The sequence below is a fragment of the Hydrogenibacillus schlegelii genome, assembly GCF_001653195.1.
Taxonomy (GTDB): domain Bacteria; phylum Bacillota; class Bacilli; order Thermicanales; family DSM-22653; genus Hydrogenibacillus; species Hydrogenibacillus schlegelii.
In genome coordinates this window covers 117860-137475 of record NZ_JXBB01000012.1, presented here as the reverse complement: position 1 = coordinate 137475, position 19616 = coordinate 117860, and the positions used below count along the sequence as shown (strand labels likewise).

Here is a 19616-nt window from a genome sequence, read left to right as displayed (position 1 = left end):
AGGGACGCCCTTCAGAGGAGGGCGCGGACGGCTTCCAGCGCGGCGTCGTAGTTCGGATGTTCCGTCACGTCGGGCACGAGTTCAATGTAGCGGATCACATCGTCTTTGTCCAGCACGAAAATCGCCCGGTGATCGAGGCCGAACTCCTTGATGTAGACGCCGTACGACAGGCCGAAGTTATGATCGTAGTAATCCGAAAGGACCGTCACCCGATCGATGCCGGCGGCGCCGCACCAGCGGGCCTGGGCCGTCGGAAGATCGCAGCTTACGGTGATGATCGCCACGTCCTCCCCGAGGCGGCTCGCCTCTTCGTTGAACCGCCGCGTCTGAGCGTCGCAGACCGGCGTATCGAGGCTCGGCACGACGCTGATGAGCTTCACCTTGCCGGCAAAATCGCCGAGCGTCGTCCGCTCGTCGGAAAACGCGCTCTTCCGGAGCCGGAAATTCGGCGCCCGATCGCCGACCTGAAGCTCCGGACCGACGAGGGTGATCGGCTGTCCTTTAAACGTCACCGCACCCAAGCGCTCCACCTTCGCCATCCTTTCCGCCGGTTCCTCCGCTTCCGCCGGCCCTCCGGCCGGGGCGTTCGCCTCTTGCGCCGCGGCCCTCGTCTCCCGCCGGCCGCGATACGAGGCGGCCGGCGGATCCGGCCGGGGTTCCTGGCCGGAGCCAAAACGGAAGCGGTCACGAAAATGCCGGCTTGTAATCTGTTTCACAAGTATTATACCGCCCCGCCCCGCCCGGAGCAATCGCCGGCTCGTCGGACGGCGGTCCACCGGACGGACGGGGGCGACGACGTCCGAGGAAAGGGCGCGGATCGCGACGAACCTCGCTCCCCGCGCAGAAGGAGACCGCCGACAATCGCCCATAAAAAGAAAAAACGGCCGATTCGCTCGGCCGAAATGACTTTCACGTTCCTTTCTGCACTTTCCGCTGTACTTTTCGCCCGCCGTCTGCCCCGTCCGCCCGCCGCTCCGCGCTTCCATCCGGCCGGATGCGGGCATTCCTCGTTCCCCGAGCCGCGAGACCGTCACTGGATGCGGCCCCGGAGGAAACGGCGGCGCTTGATCGCCTCGAGGCTCTGCTTCCGGGCGAGCGCTTCAAAGTCGTCTTCGTCCCACTCCGCCTCGGCGCTCGGCCGCTTCTCCCGGGCGTCGAGCCACTCCTTGAACTCCTCCCCGATCACCTGCTTCTGCCAGGCGAGCTGCTCTTCTTTCTTGTTGGGGAAGATCATCCCCTCTCACCTCCGTCTAACCGGTCTTCAACCCTCCGTCGGCCCGCCGGACCGAACGATCGGCCTGCGGGCCGCTGTAAGGCAAAAGCCGCTTTCACGGCGCTCCCTCGGGGTTAGGGCGGGCCGGCGGTGCCGTCAACCGACCGGCTTACAGAAAACGTCGCGTCCACCCTCCGACCGAATCGGCCTGCCCTCCCACCGCTTCCACCGCCCGCGCCGGGGCTCGCCTTTATTATACCACACCCCCCAAAAAATCAATACCCCATTGCAAATTTTCCTCCGCTTGTCACAAAGATGTTAAAAGGCAAGTTTCGCGGTGCCGACAAAAAATCCGCCGGTGATTTCAAAAAGGCAGCGCCGGCGTTTTCAAACGTTTTGGCTTATAACCTTTCGTCCCAACCATCCACCCGAAAGGCGAGCGCCTCCGCCACGTGCGCCTCCGCCACCTCGGCGGCGTCGTCCAGGTCGGCGATCGTCCGGGCCACCCGAAGCGCCCGGACCGCCCCGCGGCCGGTCAGGGCCGCCTGCCGGACGGCTTCGGTAAAAAGCCGCCGGGCAGCCGGCGTGATGGCCGCCGCCTTCCGGAGGAAGGCGACGTCCATCTCGCCGTTGAAGCGAAACGGCGTGCCGCGGAAGCGGTGATGCTGCCGTTCAAAGGCGGCGGCGAGCCGCCGGGCGAGGTCGGAGGCCCCGGACGGCGTCCCGGGCGGTCCGCCGCCGGGCGCCGGCTCCCCGCCGGGGACCGCCGACCAGAGGGAAAAGCCGTCCGGCCGCGGAACGTCGACGACGAGATCGAACCGGTCGGCGATCGGCCCGGAGATCTTTTGCCGGTAGCGGGCGATCTCCGGCGCCCGGCAGCGGCACCGGTGCCGCTCGTCCTCAAAGCCGTAGTAGCCGCACGGACAGGGGTTCATCGCCGCGATGAGCAGAAATCGGGCCGGATAGACGACGCTCCCGCGGGTGCGGCCGATCCAGACGCGGCCGCTTTCGAGCGGCTGCCGGAGCACCTCCAGCGCCCGGCGGGAAAACTCCGGAAGCTCGTCCAAGAACAAGACGCCCCGGTGCGCGAGCGTCACCTCGCCCGGCCGCGGCGGATTGCCGCCGCCGATGAGGCCGGCGGTCGTGATCGTGTGATGGGGCGCCCGAAACGGCCGCCTCCGGCGTTCCTCCGGCGGCCGCCGCATCCCGGCGACGTCGTAGATCGTCATCACCTCGCGCATCTCCGCCTCATCGAGCGGCGGAAGAAGCCGCGGCAGCCGCTCGGCGAGCATCGTCTTTCCCGCGCCCGGCGGGCCGATAAGAAGCGCCGAATGAAAGCCCGCCGCCGCGATGAGAAGCGCCCGCTTCGCCGCCGGCTGGCCAAAGACGTCGTCCAAATCGCCGTACGTGTGCGAAGGCTCCGGCTCCGACGGGACGACGGCCGCCTCCGCCTTCCCCTCGAGATAAGCGACGACGTCCCGGAGCGACGCTCCGAGGAACGCCGGATGCCGGACCCACGCGGCTTCCGGCCGGCTTTCGGCCGGAAGGACGATCGCCCGAAAGCCCGCCTCCTTCGCCATGAGCCCCATCGCCAGCGTCCCCCGAACGGCTTTTAAGCCGCCGTCCAGGGAGAGTTCGCCGACGAGAAGCAGCCGTTCGAGCGGCCGGCGGGGCCTGATCTGGCCATCCGCGGCGAGGATGGCGACGGCGATCGGAAGATCCAGCCCGGAGCCTTCCTTTCGCCGGTCCGCCGGCGCCAGGCTCACGGTGATGCGCCGGAGGGGAAACTGAAAACCGCTGTTTCTGATCGCCGCCCGGACCCGCTCCCGGGCCTCGCGGACGGCGCCGTCCGGGAGGCCGACGATATCGAAAACCGGAAGCCCGCCGGAGAGGTCCACCTCGACGGCGACGGGCAACCCGACGACGCCCTCGACGGTGGCGCCAAAAACGCGAACGACCATCCCCCACCCCCGCTTCCAAACGACGGCGCCGGCGGCCCCGTTCGCGCGAGCCGGATCACCGATCCGTCGCCGGCCGCGTTCCGACCTTATTCGCCAGGCCGGCGGCACCCCTGTCCGGCCGATCCCAGGCCGGCCGCCCGGCCTCACCCCCGCCTCAGCCGTCGGCGTACGGCCGGTCCTCATCGATCCACTTCGTCTTCTCCCAAAACGGCGTCCGGGTTCGCTCCGGCGGCGGGCCGTCGGGGTAGCCGAGGTAGACAAAGCCGACGATCTCGCCTTTTTCCCCGAGGCCGAAGAAATCCCGCACCTTCGGGTGGTACGTCTTTTTCCCGGTCCGCCACATCGCCCCAAGCCCCAGGGCGTGGGCGGCAAGCAGCATGTTCTGGATCGCCGCCGCCACCGCGGCCCGCTCCTCCGCCAGAACGACGTCCGGCCGCTCCGTCGGCACGACGGCGACGGCGATGACGACCGGTGCCCGGAACGGCTTCTTCGCCTCCCGTTCGAGTTTCTCCCGGTTTTCCGGCGTTTCGGGATCGACCATCTCCGCCTTGGCAAGCTCGACGAACAGCCGGGAAAGGGGCCGGCGCCCCTCGCCGGTGAGGACGAAAAAGCGCCACGGCTCCGTCCGGTGGTGCGTCGGTGCCCACGTCGCCGCCTCGAGGATCCGCTCGATCTTCTCCCGCTCCACCGGATCCGGCTTCACCCGGCCGATGCTCCGCCGCGTCCGGATCGCCTCCAGCACGTCCAACAGCGCTCTTCCTTTCCTGGTCGGTGATGCAAGGCCCCGGTCGGTGATCCGAGGTCCGGCGCAGGGATGCCGCGTCCTTGAACGCCGCGTCGTCGCTCGGGGACGCGCGGTCGGCGAACACGCGATGTTGAGAAAGGTCTCGGATCGCCCCGCGCCGGGCTTACCTCATTATAGCGCGCCGCCGGAAAAAAGGGACGCAAAAAGAGGGCCCGCGGTCCGAGCGGCTTCCGGCCCGCTTACGAAACGGCCAGAAGGGCCTGCCGGGCTTCCGCCGGACGGTTGGTGATGACGCCGTGCACGCCGTAGGCTTGAAGAAGCCGGATGTCCTCCGGCCGGTCGACGGTAAACGCCCGCACCCGGGCTCCGCACGCCGCGGCGTGGGCGGCAAGCTCCGGCGAGACGGTGAGGTAGTACGGATGAAGGTCCGCACCGCCGATCGCGGCGAGGTACCGGCACGGGTCGAACAGCCGGGCGACGGAGAGGATCGCCGCCCGCACCTCCGGGTGATCGCGCCGGAGGCGGCGGACGCTTTCGTGGTTGAACGACGAGAGGACGGTTCGCTCGACCAGATCATGCCGATGGAGAAGGGCCACCACGGTCTCCTCGAGGCCCGGCATCGGAAAGGGGGCGTTTTTGAGCTCGATGTTGAGCTTAAGGTTCGTCCCCCGCGCCCACGTGAGCACGTCCTCCAGCCGCGGCACCCGCTCGCCCCGAAAATCCGGGTGAAACCAGCGCCCGGCGTCGAGCCGGGCGAGCTCCGCCCACGTCTTTTCCCGGACGAAGCCGGAACCGTCCGTCGTCCGCTCCAGCGTCTCATCGTGGATCACCACGACGACGCCGTCCCGGGTGAGCTGCACGTCCAGTTCGATGCCGTCGGCGCCGGCGAGAAGCGCCGCCTGAAACGCCGCCAGCGTATTTTCCGGCGCCACCGCCGAAGCGCCCCGGTGCGCCCAGATCTCCACCCCGGTCCCTCCTCGTTAACCCGCCGGTCCGTCCGTTCCTTCCGCCCGGCGCCTTGTCGTCTCTCCGTCCGGCGCCGGAGGCGAACGCCTAAAACGCTCCGGCCAGATGGACGATCGCCGCCGCCCCGCCGGCAAAAGTCACCTCGACGACATCGAAGCGGACCGGCACCTCGCCCCGGCCGCTTCGGGCCAGGTAAGCCGCCGCGAGGCGCCGGAGGCGGGCCTGTTTGCGCCCCGTCACCGACTCCCGGCCGGTGCCGAAAGCGGTGCCGCGGCGGGTGCGCACCTCGACGAAGACGAGGCATCCGTCCATCTCGCCGATGAGGTCGATTTCGCCGTACCGGGTGCGAACATTCCGATCGATCGGGCGAAACCCCCGGGCGACGAGATGCTCGAGGGCCAGGGCCTCCCCCAGGGCGCCGAGCGCCCGGCGATCAAGCGTTCTGACGTCGGAGGGCCCGGCGCCGCCGGCGCCGGTCGATCCGGCCGCGCCGCGCGGTTCGACGTCGGGAGGTCCGGAGATTCCGTGCGATCCAGACGCCCCGCGCGGTTCAAGATCGCCGCGCGGAGCGGAATTTTTCGGCGGAACGCTTCCCGCCCGGCGGGCATCCGCCGGCCGCCGGGCACCGCCGCCTCCGCCCCCCTTCATGCCCGCTCCCGCCCGCGGCTTCCGGTTTCGCCCGCCGGCGCCGAGGCCAAAAAAGACAGGAATGTCCGGCGGTGCAGGGGCGTCGGGCCGAAGCGCTCCAGCCGTTCCCGATGTTCCTTCGTCCCGTACCCCCGGTGCCGTTCAAAACCGAACGCCGGATAGACCCGCCCCCAGGCTTCCATCCACCGGTCCCGGACGACCTTGGCCACGATCGACGCCGCGGCGATGGAGATGCTCCGACGATCCCCGTGCAAAAGAACCGTCTCCGGCACGCCCGCCTCTACGGGCAGCGCATCGACGAGGACCGCCTCCGGCGCCGGAGCGAGCCCCCAAAGCGCCCGCCGCATCGCGAGCCGCGTCGCCGGGACGATCCCCAGCCGGTCGATCTCCGCCGCCGTCGCCCGGCCGACGGCGACGGCCAACGCCGCCTCGAGGATGCGGCCGTAGAGCGCCTCCCGCCGCTTGGGGGACAGGCGCTTCGAATCGTCCAGCCCCGGAATCGGACGCTCCGGCGACAGGATGACCGCGGCGGCGACGACCGGCCCCGCCAGCGTCCCCCGGCCGACTTCGTCGACGCCGGCCAGGCGCCGGATCCCCGCCGCCCAGAAGCGCCGTTCGAACGCCTCTCCCGCCGGCAACGCTCATCCCTTCCTCTACATCTGGGGCTTCCGTTACATCTGGGGCTTCCGTTCCTGGACCCTTTTTTCGGTCCTATTGCCGGTCATCCCGCATCGGGATCCCGGTCGTGGGCGGGCTCCGACGCCGCCCTACGGGTGAAGCCAGCGGAACCGGTCGAGGGGCCAGAAGACAAACTCCGCCCGCCCGACGATGCGAGAAAGCGGCACGGGGCCGAGCACCCGGCTGTCGGTCGAATTTCGCCGGTTGTCGCCGAGGACGAACACCGTGCCCGGCGGCACCCGGTCCACGGTAAAATCTTCCGTAAACGGCAAATCCGGCGGCAGGTGCGCTTCTTCGAGCTCCTTTTTCCAGAGGGCCTTGTTTTCCGCCAGGTAAGGTTCGTCCACCGGCCGGCCGTTCACGTAGAGGACGTCGCGCCTCACCTCGAGTCGGTCCCCCGGAAGGCCGACGATGCGCTTGATAAAATCTTTGTCCGGCGTCGCGTGAAAGACGATGATGTCGCCCCGCTTCGGCGCTTCGAAGCGATAGATGAGCTTGTTGACGATGACCCGCTCGTGCGTCTCGAGCGTCGTCATCATCGACTCTCCGTCGACGATCGTCGGCGCAAAGACGTACGTTCTGACGAGCACCGACAGCACGACGGCGATGGCGATCGCCTTCGTCCAGTCCCACAGCTCTCGGGTGAGGGACCGCCGGCGCTTCGTCGCCTCCGGCGGAGCGGCGCCGCCTGCGTCGACCTCCGCCGCCTTGTGCTCGTCCGCCACATCCGGCCCCCCCTGTCGATCGACCCCAGTATACCCGATCCCGGGAAGCCGGCGCAAAGTCCCGGCCTGCCGGACCGCCCATGAAGTCCCGCCCGCCCGAAAGAAAAGAACGGCGCGCCGTGCGCGCCGCCCCTTCATTCGGGTTGGGACCCGGACGCCTCTTCGGCGACCGCCGCGGCCGGGGCCCCGGCCATCGCTTCCGCCTTCGGCTTCCGTTCTTTGATCTTCGCCGCCTTCCCGTGCCGCTCCCGCAGGTAATGGAGTTTCGCCCGGCGCACCTTCCCGGTGCGGACGACCTCGATCTTGTCGATCCGGGGCGAGTGCAGCGGAAACGTCCGCTCGACCCCGACGCCGTACGACACCTTGCGCACGGTAAACGTCTCGGAAATGCCGCCGCCCTGCCGCTTCAGGACGACCCCTTCAAACACCTGAACGCGCTCCCGGCCGCCTTCGACGACCTTGACGTGGACGCGAACCGTATCGCCGGGGCGAAAATCCGGCAGATCGTTCCGCAGCTGATCCGCGGTGATCTCGCGGATGATCGGATGCATGGCGTTCACCTCGCACGACATTTGCCATTATATCACGGGGCTCGCTCCCGTCGCAAGGCAGGCGGAAGATCGCCCGGGCGGAAAAACCCGGCGCGCCCCCGCCGGGCCTTCGCCGGCGCCGGGCGGCCGAACCGGCGCGCCGCGGTGCGGGAGGTCCCCCTGGCCCCCGCCGTCCCGGATCGGACGAGCCGAAGCGGCGGTTCGGCGGAGGATGCACCGTTCGCCGCCCCCCGTCCGTCGACGCCGGGCTCGGACCTCGGGCACCGCTCACGGCGCCTCGAAACTCACCGGCCCCAGCGCTCCGCTCCGGACTTCCCGTAAAAACAGCTCTGCGGCCGCCGCCGCATCGGCCGCGCCGCCGGGGCGAAGGAGCCCCCGCGCCGCCGCAAGCCGCGCCAAAAACACCGCCGGCTCCGGCAGGCCGGCCGCGCCGAACGCGCCGCCGCCCAAAGCCGTGCCGCCGCTCAAAGGGTCGCCCTCCAAAGCCACGCCGGGCTCATCCTCCCCGGCCGAGGCCGGCGCGGACGGCCCGCCCGCCGAAAGCACCGCCCCGTAGCGGGCCAAAAGCGCAGCCGGCTTCAAGTCGGCAAGGCGACGGTAGAGAAAGGCCGCCACCGCCTCCGCCTGAAAGCGATGCTCGGCGACGGCGCCGAGGGCGGCGAGAAGCAGCGCGCCCTCCGGATCGTCCAGCTTCGGCCAGAGAAGCCCCGGCGTATCCAGGAGCTCCACCCCGCCCCGGGCCCGAATCCACGCGAGGCCCCGGGTCACCCCCGGCCGGTCGCCCACTTTGGCCGCCCGCCGGCCGGCCAGGCGATTGATGAACGTCGATTTGCCGACGTTCGGCACGCCGACGACCATCGCCCGGGGCGGACGCGGGAGAAGCCCCCGCGCCCTCCGCCGGGCGGCGACGTCCCGGCCAAGACGCTCAAGGGCGGCGTACAGCGGGCCGAGACCGGCGCCCCGCACCAGATCGACCGCCACCGCCGCATCGGCCGCTCGCCGAAGCGCTTCGAGCCACGCCTGGGTCACGGCCGGATCCGCCTGATCCGCCTTGGTGAGGACGATGATCCGCCGTCGCCCGCCGAGCAGTTCCGGAAGGCGCGGATTCGCCGTCGCCCGGGGCGCCCGGGCGTCCCGGAGCTCGAAGACCGCATCGACGAGCTCGAGCCGCGCTCGAAGTTCCCGTTCCGCCTTGGCCATATGCCCGGGGAACCACTGAATGCTCATCCGTTCGCCTCCGTCCGGCCGCCGTCGCCCCGACCGTCATCGGCCGGTCCCCCTTTGGCCTCCCCGTCGCGGGCCGGACCGGCTTCCTCGCGCGCGTCGTCCGATCCCCTTTTGGCTTCACCGCCACCGGCCGGCCCGCTTCGCCCGGCCTCTCCGGTATCCTCCGGGCGCCGGGACGCCCCGGCCGCCTCGCCGCCGGCGTTCCGGGCAGCGTAAAAGGGAGTTTCGCGGCGCCTGCGCCGGAGCTTCGACTTCGGCGGCGGCAGCCGCCCGGCGGCCTCGAGGGCCCTGACGACCGCGGCGGCGACCTTCGGAAGCGACGTCTTCCCGCCGGCCGCCCGGACGACGGCGGCCGCCCGGAAAAGCGCATCGAGCGGCGCGTCGGCGCCGAACAACGCCCCGGCTCCCTCTTCCGTCCCGGCGCCGGCGGCCGCCTCCCGGCCGCCGGCCTCCGCCGCCCCCCCGCCGGTCTCCTCCGCTCCGGCGAGGGCGGCTTCTTCGCGGTCAAGGTCCGCCCAACGCCGAAGAAGCGCCGCCTCCTCCGCGTCCGGCGGGTGCAGCCAGAGCAGATCCGGCCGGCGAAGGAGCGTCCGAAGGAGCGCCTGCTCCTTCCGCCAGGCGGCGATCCGGGCGTGATGCCCGGAGCGAAGCACGGCCGGCACCTCCCAGCCGCGATACGACGGCGGCCGGGTGTAGTGAGGATACTCGAGCCGCCCCATGGCAAACGACTCCTCGACCGACGACCGTTCGCCGCCGAGAACGCCCGGAAGAAGCCGGACGACGGCGTCGACGAGCACCATCGCCGGAAGCTCCCCGCCGGTGAGGACAAAATCGCCGATCGACACCTCGTCCGTCGCCAGGTGCTCCCGGATCCGCTCGTCGAACCCTTCGTAGTGGCCGGCCAGCAAGATAAGGTGCGCTTCACGGCTCAAGCGTTCCGCCAGGCCGTGGGTGAGCCGCTCCCCCTGGGGCGTCAGGAGGATCAGCTTCGGTCGCCGCGTTTCCTTCGGCCGGGAAAGCCATGCCTCAAACGCCTCCGGTCCGCCCAGAAGCCCCTCGACGGCCCGGGCGATCGGCGGCACCTTGAGCACCATCCCGTCGCCGCCGCCGTACGGGACGTCATCGACCGTCCGGTGCCGGTCGCAAGCGTAAGCGCGAAAGTCCACGAGGCGATAATCCCAGAGGCCGGCCCGCCGGGCCCGACCGAGTATGCTCGCCTCGAACACCGGCGGAAAAAGCGCCGGAAAGAGCGTCAGCACGTCGATCTGAAGTTTCGGCGCCGCCCCCGCTGCGGGGCCCGGGATCCACGCGTCGGTCATCGTGCCCCTCCGCCGTCGTCCGGCAGAACGGAACCGGCTCCGTCGTCCGCCGGCGGGCGGGATTCGGAGCGGCCGGAAGGCCGCCCGCCCTTCCGGCCGCTTTTCCGGTGCCCCGGTCGGTCGGCGGCCCTGCCGGCGGCCCGCCGGGGCGGCGCCTCGGCTTCCGCCTCGTCGTCGAGGCCGGGCAGAAGCCGGACGACGATCCGACCGCCCTCCAAGTCGACCGCCCGAACCACGTCCGGAATGTACGGGAGGAGGAGATCCCGCCGCCCCGGCCGCGCGACGACCCAGACGTCGTTGGCGCCGGGCTTTAAGATCTCCTTCACCACGCCGAGGACGGCGCCGGCTTCGTCGACGACCGAAAGGCCGATGATCTGATCGAAGTAGTACGTCCCCTCCGGGAGGGGTTCCCGGTCCGCTTCGGCGACCTTGAGCACGGCGCCCCGGAGCGCCTCGGCCGCCTCGACGGTGTCGACGCCGCGGAACTTGACGAGGTAGACGTTTTTGTGCCGGCGGGCGCCTTCGACCTGCAGCGGTTCCGGAAGGACCGCCTCACGAGGAAGCGCCGGATCCGCCGCCGAAGCCGTCCGTCGGGCCGGTTCGGAAAGCGCCCCGGCCGCTCCCTTCGGGCCGGCCCCCGCCTGCCGAACGTCCCCCTCTTCCCGAAAGGCGTACAGCGTGCTCCCGGGGCGGAACCGGGCTTCGGGAAAATCGGTCACGGCGAGGACGCGGACTTCCCCTTTGAGGCCGTGGGGGGCGACGATCCGGCCGACGTTAAAGTAGCGCACGGGCACACCCCGCCTTTTTACCAGCGCTTCCCGTCCTGATCATCTTCCTTGGGCCCCGCGCCGCCGGGAATGGCCGGCGCTTTCGCCGCGAGCCCGCCCCCCCTCCCATCAGGCGGCCGGCGGCGCGGAGCGCTTCGGCGAGGCGCTCAGGCGCCAGCCCCTTCGGTGCCGGACAAAGTCGCCGGTTCCGCCGCGTCGGAAGCCCGGTTCTTTTCCGCCCGGCGGGCCTCATAGAACGCCTTGAGCACCCCGGTCCGCCGGAAGAGGGAACGGACGGTTTCCGTCGGCTGGGCCCCGTTTTTCAGCCAGTAGACGGCCCGCTCGACGTCCACCTTGACGTCCGCCGGGTCGGTGAGGGGGTTGTAGTAGCCGATCTCCTCGATGAAGCGGCCGTCCCGCGGCGAACGGGCATCGGCGACGACGATGCGGTAAAAGGGGCGCTTTTTCGCGCCGAGACGGCGCAGGCGAATTTTGACCATGCCGGCGATCGCCTCCTTTTTGGCCTGATGGATCTTTTCGCAGACCGACGATCCGTCGGAAAATGAAAAGGCACAAGAGACTCAGCGGCGCAAGAGAACTCGAGGTTGTTAGGGGAAAGGAAACGGAAACTTAAAGCCCCGCGGACCTTTGCCTTTTTTGCCGCCCATCTTCGCCATCTGCTTCATGAGCTTCCGCGCCTCTTCGAATTGCTTGAGGAGGCGGTTGACGTCGGCGACGGTGGTGCCGCTCCCGGCGGCGATCCGCTTCCGGCGGCTGTAGTTGATGATCTCCGGCCGCTCCCGTTCTTCCGGCGTCATCGAGAGGATGATCGCCTCGAGGCGGGCGAGCTGCTTTTCGTCGACCTGGATCTGGCCGAGCCGGGCGCCGACGCCGGGGATCATCTTGAGGAGCTCTTCGAGGGGGCCCATCTTCTTAAGCTGCCGGAGCTGGTCGAGGAAGTCGGTGAGCGTCCACTCCGCCCGGCGGAGCTTCCGCTCGAGCTCCCGCGCCTTTTGTTCGTCGACTTCCGCCTGGGCCTTTTCGATGAGGGTCAGCACGTCGCCCATGCCGAGGATGCGGGAGGCCATCCGGTCGGGGTAAAACGGCTCGAGGGCGTCGAGCCGCTCCCCGGTGGCGGCAAACTTGATCGGCACGCCGGTCGCCGCCTTGACGGAAAGGGCCGCCCCGCCCCGGGTGTCGCCGTCGAGCTTCGTCAGGATGACGCCGGTCAGGGTGAGGGCGGCGTGGAAACGCTCGGCGACGGCGACCGCCTCCTGACCGGTCATGGCGTCGACGACGAGCAGAATCTCGTCCGGTCGGACGGCCGCCTTCACCGCCTCGAGCTCCGCCATGAGGGCGGCGTCGATGTGGAGGCGGCCGGCGGTATCGACGATGACGACGTCCCGCTCTTCCGCCCGGGCTCGGGCGAGTCCGGCTTCGGCAATGGCGACCGGATCGGTGAGGGCGCCGGGGAGGTGGACGGGGACGTCGATCGAGCGGCCGAGCACCTCAAGCTGGGTCACCGCCGCCGGTCGGGTGACGTCGGCGGCGACGAGGAGCGGCTTTTTCCCCCGCCCGGCGAGGTGCCGGGCGAGCTTGCCGGCGGTCGTCGTCTTCCCGGCGCCCTGAAGGCCGACCATGAGGATGACCGCCGGCCGCCGGGCGAGGTTCAGTTCGGCGAGGGTGCCGCCGAGAAGATCGACGAGCTCGTCGTAGACGATCTTGACGACCTGCTGGGCGGGATTGAGGGATTTTAAAATTTCGGCGCCGACGGCCTTCTCCCGGATGCGGCCGATGAGCGGCCGGACGACCTTGACGCTCACGTCCGCTTCCAGAAGCGCGAGGCGGATCTCCCGCAGGGCCTGATCGACGTCGGCCTCCGTAAGACGCCCCCGCCCCCTCAGGCGGCGAAACGCCTCGCTGAGGCGCGCCGTCAGCGATTCAAACGCCATCGTCTCCCTCCTTTCCGGCCGATCGCCCGTCCTCCGGACCGGCCGCGCCGCCCGATCCCGGCGAAGCGCCGGAGGTCTCCGGCGCTTTCCGGACAGCGCGCCCGGGCCGTGACGGATCGCTTCGGCGGATCGGCGCTCCGCTTGGCCGCTTCGCCCGATGTCCGAAAGCGGACCTTTCCTGGGAAAGCGGCCGGCTTTGGGCGGAGGGCGCCCGGGCGCTCGGTTCCGGTGCTTCTTCGAGCGCCCGGAGCGCGGCGGCGATCTTCGCGAGGTCGCCGGCCGCCGGACAGTCGCGAAGCGCCCGCAGGCGGGCCTCGAGCTCCGACAAAAGCGCCTCCCGCTCGCGGCTCCGCTCGAAGAGGCCGAGGACGGCTTCCAGCCGGTTGAGGGTCGCCTCCGCCCGCCGGAGGAGGGCGTGGACCGCCTGGCGGCTCATCCCGAGGGCGTCGGCGACTTCCGCCAGCGACCAGTCCTCAAAGTGATAGAGGACAACCGCCCGGCGCTGTCGTTCGGAAAGCAGCCCGCCGTAAAGATCGTACAGCGAGGCCACCCGCGCCCGCTTCTCAAGCACGGTTCGTCTCCTTTGCCCGAAATCCCCAAGGCCGGGAAGAACGCATCGTCCGGCCGGAGCCGCCGCTTAGCATACCAGAGCTTTTTTGCGGTGTCAAGGTTCGGATTTGACAGGGGGCGCCCGCTTCCCTGCGCCCCCTGGCGCCGCTTTACTTTCTCTTATCCGATCCGTTACAGACTCTTTACTTTCTCTTCATATGCCCTTCAAAATCCCGTGTTATTTTGAGAGGGTGGCCACTTTACCCGCACGTTGAGGTGAGCCCGTTGCGCGTCGAACTTGAAGGCTTAAGCATGCGCTTCGGCGACGTCACGGCCGTCGACCGTCTCGATGCCGTCATCGAGTCGGGCGAGCTCGTCGCCCTTCTCGGCCCGAGCGGATGCGGCAAGACGACGACCCTCTTTTTGCTCGCCGGGCTGTATCGCCCGACGGCCGGCGTCATCCGCTTCGATGGAGCGGTCGTCAATGACGTGCCGCCGGAACGGCGAGAAATCGGGATGGTCTTTCAAAACTACGCACTCTATCCCCATATGACGGCGTTCGACAACATCGCCTTTCCCCTGAAAGTACAAAAAATCCCGAAAAACAGGCGACGGGAGATGGTGCTGGAGATGGCCCGCCTGGTGCGCATCGAATCTCTTCTCGAGCGAAAGCCCGCCCAGCTCTCCGGCGGCCAGCAGCAGCGGGTCGCCATTGCCCGGGCGCTCGTCAAGCGGCCGAAATTGCTGCTCTTGGACGAGCCGCTTTCCAATCTGGACGCCCGTCTTCGGCTGGAGATGCGGGAAGAAATCCGGCGCATCGTCTCGAACGTGGGGATCACGACCGTCTTCGTCACCCACGATCAAGAGGAGGCCATGAGTCTCGCCGACCGCATCCTGCTGATGCGGGAGGGGCGAAAAGTCCAGTGCGACGCGCCGGACATGCTGTACCTCCGACCCGCACACCGGTTTGTGGCCGAATTTCTTGGCAATCCGCCGATCAACCTCCTGTCCGCTCGCGTCGGCGCCGGGGGCCGCTGCCTCCTTTTGAACGGCGGAACCCCCCTGACCGACCTCCCCGAAGACATCGAGCCGCTTCCCCCGGAGACGCCGGTGGTCGTCGGCATCCGCCCGGAAGATTTCCGCCTCGAGGCGGCCGGCGTCGCCCTCGGAGATCCGAGCGCGTGCAGAGGCAAAATCGCGGGACGGGTGGCGGTTCGCGAGACCACCGGTCGGGAGACGCTCCTTCGCGTCGAGACGTGCGCGGGAGCCGTCCGCGTCCTCGCACCGACCGGAAAAGCCCCGCACCCCGGCACGGCGGTCGTCTTGACGGTTGAGCCGTCCGCCCTCCATCTTTTCCATCCCGAAACCGGCGAAAGCCTGCGGAAGATTCCCCAAGGCCTCCCGAAGGCGGCTTCCGGCGTTCAACTCGCCTGATTTTCCGGGAGGGACGGCCGATGCCGGACAAGCCCAATCTGCGTTCCACCGCCAAAGCTTTCGTCTATCTTGCCCCTGCGCTTCTCGTGCTGGGGACGTTTACGATTTACCCCATCGTCGAGTCGTTCCTTTTGAGTTTTTACACGGACTACGACTATTTTCACGACCGCGTCTATCGACTGGGCTTCGACAACTATCTGTATCTCCTCAAGGATCCGGAGTTTCATCTGGCGCTCCGAAACACCGCGGTTTTCGTCATCGGCGTCGTGCCGATCTCCATCGCCCTCTCCCTCGGCATCGCCCTCATGCTTTACCGGCCGATCCCGCTCCGCTCGTTTTTCCGGACGGTCTACTTCCTGCCGACGGTGACGTCCGTCGTGGCGGTCGCCGTCGTCTGGCGATGGATTTTTCACTCCGACTACGGGCTTCTCAACTTCGGGCTCGGTTTGCTCGGGATCCAACCCGTTCGGTGGCTCACCGATCCCCGCTGGGCCCTCCCGGCCCTCATCCTGTTCGCCATCTGGAAGAGCCTCGGCTACAACATCGTCCTTTTCCTCGCCGGGCTTTCGAACATTCCGGAGACGTACCACCTCGCCGCCCGCCTCGACCGAGCCGGGCCGTGGCGGCGATTTTGGTCGATCACCTTTCCGCTCCTCTGGCCGACGACCTTTTTCGTTTCGATCGTCTCGATCATCGGCGCCTTTAAGGTGTTCGACGAGGTCTACGCCCTGTTCGGCGGAAGCCCCGGGCCCCTCTCAAGCGCCCTGACGCTCGTCTACTACATTTTCGTGAAGTTTTATCGGGAACAGGATTACGCCGTGGCCTCCGCCGCCGCCTACGTGCTTTTCCTGATCACCTTCCTGCTGACCGTCATCCAACTTTGGATCGGCCGAAAGCGGACGGCCGTCTGAGGGCCGTTCATGCTCCAAAACGGAAAGGGGACCGCCCGTGATTCGCGACGCCTTATCCCGGGGGACGATTCTCTTCCTCCTTTCCCTCGGCGCGGCGCTCATGCTTCTTCCTTTCGCCTGGATGATCTCCACGTCTCTCAAGGCGCCGAACGAAGTGATGCTCATGCCGCCGAAGTGGATGCCTTCGGAGTGGCACTGGGACAACTATGTCCGGGCGCTCACGATGGCGCCGTTCGGCCGTTATTTCCTGAACAGCGTCCTCGTCACCGCCCTTTCGACGCTCGGTGAACTCATCACGACGATTCTCGCCGCCTATGCCTTCGCCCGTCTGTCGTTTTGGGGACGGGACTTCCTTTTCAGCTTGCTTCTCGGCACGATGATGGTCCCCGGCGAAGTGCTGCTCGTCCCCAACTACGTAACGCTTGCTCGTCTGGGCTGGATCGACCGGTACGAAGCGCTCATCATCCCGTGGACGGCGAGCGTGTTTGCCATTTTCCTTCTCCGGCAGCATTTTCTTTTCGTGCCGAAGGAGCTCGGTTACGCCGCTCGCGTCGACGGCGCCGGAGACTTTCGCTTCCTCTGGACGATCATGGTCCCGATCGTCCGGCCGGCCATCGTGACGATCGTCGTCCTGAAGGCGATCGGGAGCTGGAACGCGTTTCTCTGGCCGCTCATCGTCACCAACAGCCGGGAGATGCGCACGCTTCCCGTCGGTCTGACCGCCTTTACGACCGAGGCCGGGACGGCTTACGAACTCCTCATGGCCGCTTCGGCGTTCGTCATCGTGCCGATGATCGTCCTTTACCTCCTGTTGCAGCGATCGATCGTCGAAGGACTGGCCCGGACCGGAATCAAAGGTTGAGGGGGGATGCCGGCCGTTTCGGGTGGCCGCCGTCGCGCCTTCATCGCTGGCCAAACGCTTCGGACAAGGAGGACCGGTGGATGATTATGATACGGCGCATCCGTTTCGTCCTGGCGCTCGGCCTCATCCTCGTTGCCGCCGCCTGCGGCAAGCCTGAAACGACGCCTCCGGCGCCTGCAGGAAGCGACAAAAGCGCGCCATCATCGGCGGCCGACGAGACGGACGACGCCGCTTTTCCGACGCGTCTTCGCGGTCCGGTCGAAATTACCTTCTGGCATGCGATGACCGGCCATCACGAAGAGGCGCTCAAGGCGATCGCCGATCGCTTCATGGCCGAACATCCGGATATCCGCATCAAGCTTGTCGGCCAGGGCAACTACGGCGACCTGCAGGAAAAGCTCACCGCCGCCGCGAAGTCGAAGACACTTCCGGTGATGGCCCAGGTGATCGAAACGTGGGTGACCGACTACCAACAAAACGGCCTCGTTCAGGATCTTACGCCCTACATCGAACATCCGGAGATCGGCTGGACGAAGGAAGAATTGGAGGACATCATCCCGGTGTTCCGGGAGGCCAACCGGTGGGACGGCCGTTTCTTTTCCCTCCCCTTCAGCAAAAGCACCCAGATCTTGTATTATAATACCGATCTTTTCCAGGAACGCGGCGTCGAGGTGCCGAAGACGTGGGACGAGCTCCGGCAGGCGGCCGAAAAGCTCACCTTTGAGCGAAACGGCAAAAAGGTCATCGGCATCGGCTTTGAAAACTCCGTCGGCTGGCAGTTCCACATGTGGGTGCGGCAGGCCGGCGGACGCTACATCGACGAAGCGACCGGAACAGTCCTTTTCGACAGCCCGGAAGGCCGACAAGCCCTTGACTTTATCGCCGGGCTGTTCAAAGATAAGATCGCCCGCTTGGCCGGTGAAGACCAGTACATGTCGAATCCGTTCGGCCGCGGCGACGTGGCGATGTACATCGGTTCCTCGGCGGGCATCCCGTTCGTCGCCAAGGCCGCCGAAGGGAACATCCACTGGGCGGCGGCGGCGGTTCCGGCCGGAGCGAAACGGGCCGTCCCCTTTGCCGGAAACGCCGTCGCCGTGTTCGATTCGGCCACGCCGGAGGAAAAACTCGCCGCCTGGCTGTTCATCAAAACGCTCCTGAACACGGACAACACCGCGTACTGGGCCAGGGAGACGGGGTACCTCCCGATCCGCCGCTCGGCCCTCGAAAGCCCGATCTGGAAGGACTTCGTGAAGGACCATCCCGCCAACGGGGTCGGCACCGAGCAGTTTGACGCCGGTTTCTTCGATCCGCGCATCCCCGGCTTTGACGCGGCGATGAAGATCGTGCAAAAGGAAATCGAAGCGGTTCTCCTCGGGGAAAAAGCGCCCGGCGCCGCGCTTCCCGATGCCGCCGCCAAGGCCCAGGCGGAGATCGACCGGGCCAAGGCGCGCTCCCGCGAGTAAAGCCTTCGCGGGAAGGCGGGACGTTTTGCCCCGAGCCGGGCCCAGACCGGGCCTGCCGAAAATAAAGCCGGCCAAAATAAAAATTGAGAAGAGGAGACCGTCGCGATGAGCGCGATCACTTTCTTCGGGGGGCTTTGGACGATCGGCGGCACGATCGTCATGCTCGAGCATGGCGATCACCGCCTTCTTTTTGACTTCGGCCTCGTCTACGAACCGGAACGGGCGGTGCTGGAGGCGTCGATCCGTCCGCGGGCGGCCTTTCGCCTCGCCGATCTCATCCGCCTCGGGCGGGTGCCGGCGATCGACGGTCTCTACGCTCAGGACGCCCTTCGGGCGCCGGCCGGCGACCCGCGACTTCCCCGCCCCTTTTCCCCGGAGGGGCCGGCGACGGCGGTGGCGGTGTCGCATCTCCATCTCGACCACGCCGGCGCCGCCGGCTGGGTGGCACCGGACATCCCCGTCTACGGAAGCGAGCCTTCCCGGGCGCTGGCGGAAGCCCTCGCCGAAATCGGCGAGGGCATCCATCCGGCGCGGGCGCTTTTCGGCGTCCCGTTCGAGACGCCGGTTCGCCACGGGCCGATCCGCTTCTTTTTCGTCCCCGTCGACCACGACGTCCCGGGGGCGGCGGCATTGTTCATCGAAACGCCGGAGGTGCGGATCGTCTACACCGGCGACTTTCGCCTGCACGGCGCCCGCCCGGAGCTGACGGCGGCGTTTCTCGAACGGGCGCGGGCGTTTCGGCCGGATCTCCTTCTCATCGAAGGGACGACGATCGGCCCCCGGGAAGCCCTTCCGGATGAGGCGTTGACCCCCGAGGCGCCGCCGCCGGAGGGGGCCCTTTCGGAGGCGGATGTGCGGGCGGCGCTCACGGCCGCCTTTCGGGAGACGGAGGGCCTCGTCGTCGTAAACGTCTATCCGTGGAACCTGGACCGGCTGGAAGGGGTGCTTCAGGCGGCCGAGGCCGCCGGCCGACGGGTCGCCGTCGAACCGGCCGTCGCCCACCTGCTTCGGCGGCTCCGGGGCCTTCGGCCCCTCGTCTACGTGCCCGACCTTCGGGCGCCGGAAGCCGGTGTGGCGCCGGAGATCGTCGCCGCCCCGTGGTGGGAGGCGCTCTGGCGGGAGGCCGACGGGGTCGACGCCGCGACGATCCGCCAGGCGCCGGAAGCCTTCGTCGTACAAAACCGGTGGGAGAACGCCTTCGCCCTCCTCGATCTTCCGACCGCCGGCGGCCGGTACATTCAAAGCGGCGGCGAGCCGATGGGCGGCTTTGACCCCCGGTGGCGCCACCTCGAGGCGTTCGTGCGAAAGCTCGGCATGACGCTTTCGGTTGTCCACAGCGGCGGCCATGCCTGGCCCGGGGATCTCCTCCGGGCCGCCGCGGCGATCGGCGCCCCCACCGTCGTGCCGCTCCACAGCCGCTTCCCCGAGCGGCTCGCCGTCCGGCTGCCGGGGGCCGTCTTTCCCGCCGCCGGCCGGCGATATCGGCTTCGGCGACTCGCGGCGGAGCGGGGCGTCGTCTTGAAGTAACTTCGCGGACGCCGGCCGCGGGCCTCTTTTTTTGCGGGCGGAGCCTCGCCGTGTTCGAAGGCGTAAGGCCCCATCCGAAGCCAAAAAGGCCCAGACGGCGTCGGAGCCGACGCGGCTG

19 protein-coding genes and 1 pseudogene are annotated in these 19616 nt (G+C 68.3%); 5 read left to right on the top strand and 15 right to left on the bottom strand.

Annotated elements, in window-relative coordinates; translation table 11 throughout:
- Positions 1–11 precede the first annotated feature (11 nt).
- The 15 genes and pseudogenes from tpx to SA87_RS04855 form a co-directional block, all read right to left on the bottom strand.
- Positions 12–530: a thiol peroxidase gene (tpx, locus tag SA87_RS04925; protein ID WP_409359817.1), complete on the bottom strand. Its 519-nt coding sequence runs from the start codon at positions 528–530 to the stop codon at positions 12–14.
- A gap of 500 nt (positions 531–1030) precedes the next feature.
- Complete coding sequence (locus SA87_RS04920) at positions 1031–1234, bottom strand: hypothetical protein (RefSeq protein WP_066199990.1); 204 nt, start codon at positions 1232–1234, stop codon at positions 1031–1033.
- 380 nt (positions 1235–1614) lie between these two features.
- Positions 1615–3174 carry a YifB family Mg chelatase-like AAA ATPase gene (locus tag SA87_RS04915; protein WP_066199987.1) on the bottom strand — a complete coding sequence of 520 codons (1560 nt, stop codon included), beginning with the start codon at positions 3172–3174 and terminating at the stop codon, positions 1615–1617.
- 154 nt (positions 3175–3328) lie between these two features.
- Positions 3329–3916 carry a nitroreductase family protein gene (locus SA87_RS04910; RefSeq protein ID WP_322787499.1) on the bottom strand — a complete coding sequence of 196 codons (588 nt, stop codon included), beginning with the start codon at positions 3914–3916 and terminating at the stop codon, positions 3329–3331.
- 242 nt (positions 3917–4158) lie between these two features.
- Positions 4159–4884, bottom strand: coding sequence for a glycerophosphodiester phosphodiesterase family protein (locus SA87_RS04905; protein WP_066199982.1), 726 nt, complete (start codon positions 4882–4884; stop codon positions 4159–4161).
- 88 nt (positions 4885–4972) lie between these two features.
- A complete protein-coding gene (locus SA87_RS12580; protein ID WP_082718247.1) occupies positions 4973–5533 on the bottom strand; it encodes a YraN family protein in 561 nt (186 codons plus the stop codon).
- Positions 5530–6171 carry a ribonuclease HII gene (locus SA87_RS04895; RefSeq protein WP_066199980.1) on the bottom strand — a complete coding sequence of 214 codons (642 nt, stop codon included), beginning with the start codon at positions 6169–6171 and terminating at the stop codon, positions 5530–5532. The genes SA87_RS12580 and SA87_RS04895 overlap by 4 nt, the downstream gene beginning before the upstream one ends.
- Positions 6172–6300: 129 nt before the next feature.
- Positions 6301–6936, bottom strand: coding sequence for a signal peptidase I (gene lepB / locus SA87_RS04890; RefSeq protein WP_409359818.1), 636 nt, complete (start codon positions 6934–6936; stop codon positions 6301–6303).
- A gap of 212 nt (positions 6937–7148) precedes the next feature.
- Positions 7149–7487 (bottom strand): annotated as a pseudogene (gene rplS, locus SA87_RS04885) (50S ribosomal protein L19); the annotation flags it as partial.
- A gap of 267 nt (positions 7488–7754) precedes the next feature.
- A complete protein-coding gene (gene ylqF, locus SA87_RS13670; protein ID WP_066199977.1) occupies positions 7755–8714 on the bottom strand; it encodes a ribosome biogenesis GTPase YlqF in 960 nt (319 codons plus the stop codon).
- A complete protein-coding gene (gene trmD / locus SA87_RS14355; RefSeq protein ID WP_066199974.1) occupies positions 8711–10033 on the bottom strand; it encodes a tRNA (guanosine(37)-N1)-methyltransferase TrmD in 1323 nt (440 codons plus the stop codon). Before trmD ends, ylqF begins: the two co-directional genes overlap by 4 nt.
- On the bottom strand, positions 10030–10821 hold the full coding sequence (gene rimM, locus SA87_RS04870) for a ribosome maturation factor RimM (protein WP_066199971.1): 792 nt from the start codon (positions 10819–10821) through the stop codon (positions 10030–10032). Before rimM ends, trmD begins: the two co-directional genes overlap by 4 nt.
- A 146-nt stretch (positions 10822–10967) precedes the next feature.
- Positions 10968–11300 (bottom strand): 30S ribosomal protein S16, encoded by a 333-nt coding sequence (gene rpsP / locus SA87_RS04865; RefSeq protein WP_066199968.1) that lies wholly within the window; start codon positions 11298–11300, stop codon positions 10968–10970.
- A 108-nt stretch (positions 11301–11408) separates the two neighbouring features.
- Positions 11409–12752, bottom strand: coding sequence for a signal recognition particle protein (gene ffh / locus SA87_RS04860; RefSeq protein WP_066199965.1), 1344 nt, complete (start codon positions 12750–12752; stop codon positions 11409–11411).
- Positions 12742–13323 carry a sigma factor-like helix-turn-helix DNA-binding protein gene (locus tag SA87_RS04855; protein ID WP_066199962.1) on the bottom strand — a complete coding sequence of 194 codons (582 nt, stop codon included), beginning with the start codon at positions 13321–13323 and terminating at the stop codon, positions 12742–12744. Before SA87_RS04855 ends, ffh begins: the two co-directional genes overlap by 11 nt.
- Positions 13324–13577: 254 nt before the next feature.
- On the opposite strand from SA87_RS04855, the gene SA87_RS04850 reads away from it, so the two are divergent.
- The 5 genes from SA87_RS04850 to SA87_RS04830 all read left to right on the top strand — a co-directional run bounded on the left by SA87_RS04850 (position 13578) and on the right by SA87_RS04830 (position 19498).
- Positions 13578–14735 (top strand): ABC transporter ATP-binding protein, encoded by a 1158-nt coding sequence (locus tag SA87_RS04850; RefSeq protein WP_245637650.1) that lies wholly within the window; start codon positions 13578–13580, stop codon positions 14733–14735.
- 20 nt (positions 14736–14755) lie between these two features.
- Entirely contained in the window at positions 14756–15646 is an 891-nt protein-coding gene (locus tag SA87_RS04845; protein ID WP_066199959.1) for a carbohydrate ABC transporter permease, read from the top strand.
- Positions 15647–15683: 37 nt separating this feature from the next.
- Entirely contained in the window at positions 15684–16508 is an 825-nt protein-coding gene (locus SA87_RS04840; protein ID WP_066199956.1) for a carbohydrate ABC transporter permease, read from the top strand.
- Positions 16509–16588: 80 nt separating this feature from the next.
- Positions 16589–17971 carry an ABC transporter substrate-binding protein gene (locus SA87_RS04835; RefSeq protein WP_156516496.1) on the top strand — a complete coding sequence of 461 codons (1383 nt, stop codon included), beginning with the start codon at positions 16589–16591 and terminating at the stop codon, positions 17969–17971.
- Between the two features lie 105 nt (positions 17972–18076).
- Positions 18077–19498 carry an MBL fold metallo-hydrolase gene (locus SA87_RS04830; protein WP_066199954.1) on the top strand — a complete coding sequence of 474 codons (1422 nt, stop codon included), beginning with the start codon at positions 18077–18079 and terminating at the stop codon, positions 19496–19498.
- Positions 19499–19616: the final 118 nt, after the last annotated feature.